Raw genomic sequence first — 2,893 nt, 5'->3', positions numbered from 1 at the left:
CCGTTGAAGTGCGCCCTGTCCGCCGCCTGGCCCTGTCCATGCGCTGGATCAAGGAAGCGGCCCGCAAGCGTGGCGAGAAGTCCATGGCCCAGCGCCTGGCCAACGAGTTGCTCGAGGCCACCGAAGGCCGTGGCGGCGCCATGAAGAAGCGTGACGAAGTGCACCGCATGGCCGAAGCCAACAAGGCATTCAGCCACTTCCGTTTCTAAACCGGAAGATCCCGCCTGTCACACAAAGGCCGCCAGCATTCATGCTTGCGGCCTTGTGTTGATTCAGAAGGCTCTCATATACAGGCTGGGCGCAAGCACTGTTTTTTAGCAGTCGCGCCCACCCACAGAACGATCAATCAAGGATCCATCATGGCTCGCACCACCCCCCTCGAGCGCTACCGCAACATCGGTATTTCGGCGCACATTGACGCAGGCAAAACCACGACGTCCGAGCGCATCCTGTTTTACACCGGCGTGACCCACAAGCTGGGCGAAGTGCACGACGGCGCTGCCACCACCGACTGGATGGAGCAAGAGCAANCACATTGACGCAGGCAAAACCACGACGTCCGAGCGCATCCTGTTTTACACCGGCGTGACCCACAAGCTGGGCGAAGTGCACGACGGCGCTGCCACCACCGACTGGATGGAGCAAGAGCAAGAGCGCGGCATCACGATCACCTCGTCGGCCGTGACCTGCTTCTGGAAGGGCATGGACCTGTCCCGCCCCGCGCACCGCATCAACATCATCGACACCCCCGGCCACGTGGACTTCACGATTGAAGTCGAGCGTTCCATGCGCGTGCTCGACGGCGCCGTCATGGTGTACTGCGCCGTGGGTGGCGTGCAGCCGCAATCCGAAACGGTGTGGCGCCAAGCCAACAAGCACAAGGTGCCGCGCCTGGCCTTCGTGAACAAGATGGACCGCACCGGCGCCAACTTCTTCAAGGTCGTCGAGGGCATGAAGCTGCGCCTGAAGGCCAACCCCGTGCCTATCGTGGTGCCGATCGGCGCTGAAGACAAGTTCGAAGGCGTGGTCGACCTGATCAAGATGAAGGCCATCTACTGGGATGAAGCTTCCCAGGGCATGAAGTTCGAATACCGTGACATTCCCGCCGACCTGGTGGGCGTGTGCAACGAGTGGCGCGAGAAGATGGTCGAGGCCGCCGCCGAAGCCACCGAAGAGCTGATGAACAAGTACCTGGAAGAGGGCACGCTCTCCGAGGCGGAAATCATGGCCGGCCTGCGCCAGCGCACCATCGCCACCGAAATCCAGCCCATGCTGTGCGGCACCGCGTTCAAGAACAAGGGCGTGCAGCGCATGCTGGACGCCGTGCTCGACTTCCTGCCTTCGCCCCAGGACATTCCTCCGATGGCCGGTACCGACGAAGACGAAAACCCGATCACGCGCAAGGCCGACGACAACGAGAAGTTCTCGGCGCTGGCCTTCAAGCTGATGACCGACCCGTTTGTCGGCCAGTTGACCTTCGTGCGCGTCTACTCGGGCGTGCTCAAGAAGGGTGACACGGTTCTGAACTCGGTCAAGGGCAAGAAAGAGCGCATCGGCCGTATCGTGCAGATGCACGCCAACGAGCGCCAGGAAGTGGACGAAATCCGCGCCGGCGACATCGCTGCCTGCGTGGGCCTGAAGGACGTGACCACGGGCGAAACCCTGTGCGACATCGGTGCGCCCATCATCCTGGAGCGCATGGTGTTCCCCGAGCCCGTGATTGCACAGGCCGTCGAGCCCAAGACCAAGACCGACCAGGAAAAGATGGGCATCGCGCTGCAGCGCCTGGCCGCGGAAGATCCGTCTTTCCGCGTCAAGACCGACGAAGAATCGGGCCAGACCATCATCGCCGGCATGGGCGAGCTGCACCTCGAAATCATCGTCGACCGCATGAAGCGCGAGTTCGGCGTGGAAGCCAACGTGGGCAAGCCCCAGGTGGCGTACCGCGAAACCATCCGCAAGACGGTCGAAGAAGCCGAAGGCAAGTTCGTGCGCCAGTCGGGCGGCAAGGGCCAGTACGGCCACGTGGTGCTCAAGATCGAGCCCAACGAGCCGGGCAAGGGCATCGAGTTCGTCGACGCCATCAAGGGCGGTGTGGTGCCGCGCGAATACATCCCCGCGGTCGAGAAGGGCATCAACGAAGCCGTCACGCAAGGCGTGCTGGCCGGCTACCCCGTGGTCGACGTCAAGGTCACGCTGCACTTCGGTTCGTACCACGACGTGGACTCGAACGAACTGGCGTTCAAGATGGCCGCCATCTTCGGCTTCAAGGAAGGTTGCCGCAAGGCCAACCCCGTGATCCTGGAGCCCATGATGGCCGTCGAAGTGGAAACGCCAGAAGAGTACGCCGGCAACGTGATGGGCGACCTGTCGTCGCGTCGCGGCATGGTGCAGGGCATGGACGACATGGTTGGTGGCGGCAAGGCCATCAAGGCCGAAGTGCCGCTGTCGGAAATGTTCGGCTACTCCACCTCGCTGCGCTCGGCCACGCAAGGCCGCGCCACGTACTCGATGGAGTTCAAGCACTACAGCGAAGCGCCGCGCAACGTGTCCGAAGCCATCATGGCTGCGCGCACTAAGTAAGCCCTTGCGGGACAGACCAGCTCTGCTGCTCTGTCCCCACTGGTCAATGCGGGATAGATCAGCTCTGCTGCTCTGGCCCCACTGATCAATTGAATTGAATTTAATCAAAACAGCCGCCAACGCTTACATAGCAAGCGTTGGCAGCTATTGATTAAATAGCATAAGCTGTCTGCGATCTGGTGCCGCCCCGTTTCCCGTGCAGGGCGATCCAGCAATCAGGTGCAGACGTTAAACCATCACACGGGAATTGCTCTTTGGAGAAAAGAAAATGGCAAAAGGAAAATTCGAGCGTACCAAGCCGCACGTCAAC

The 2,893-nt window shown here is 61.4% G+C and carries 2 protein-coding genes and 1 pseudogene; all 3 read left to right on the top strand.

Going from position 1 to position 2,893, the window contains the following annotated elements:
* Positions 1 to 209: pseudogene (locus QZH66_RS14785) on the top strand (30S ribosomal protein S7); the annotation flags it as partial.
* 150 nt (positions 210 to 359) lie between these two features.
* Positions 360 to 539 (top strand): GTP-binding protein, encoded by a 180-nt coding sequence (locus QZH66_RS14780; protein ID WP_305806681.1) that lies wholly within the window; start codon positions 360 to 362, stop codon positions 537 to 539.
* Positions 499 to 2,583: an elongation factor G gene (gene fusA / locus QZH66_RS14775; RefSeq protein WP_305806682.1), complete on the top strand. Its 2,085-nt coding sequence runs from the start codon at positions 499 to 501 to the stop codon at positions 2,581 to 2,583. The genes QZH66_RS14780 and fusA overlap by 41 nt, the downstream gene beginning before the upstream one ends.
* Positions 2,584 to 2,893: the final 310 nt, after the last annotated feature.

The organism is Stenotrophomonas sp. YIM B06876 (assembly GCF_030711595.1).
In the GTDB taxonomy this organism is placed as follows: Bacteria; Pseudomonadota; Gammaproteobacteria; order Xanthomonadales; family Xanthomonadaceae; genus Stenotrophomonas.
The sequence above is the reverse complement of the archived record's forward strand: the minus strand, read 5'-3'. Positions and strand labels throughout refer to the sequence as shown.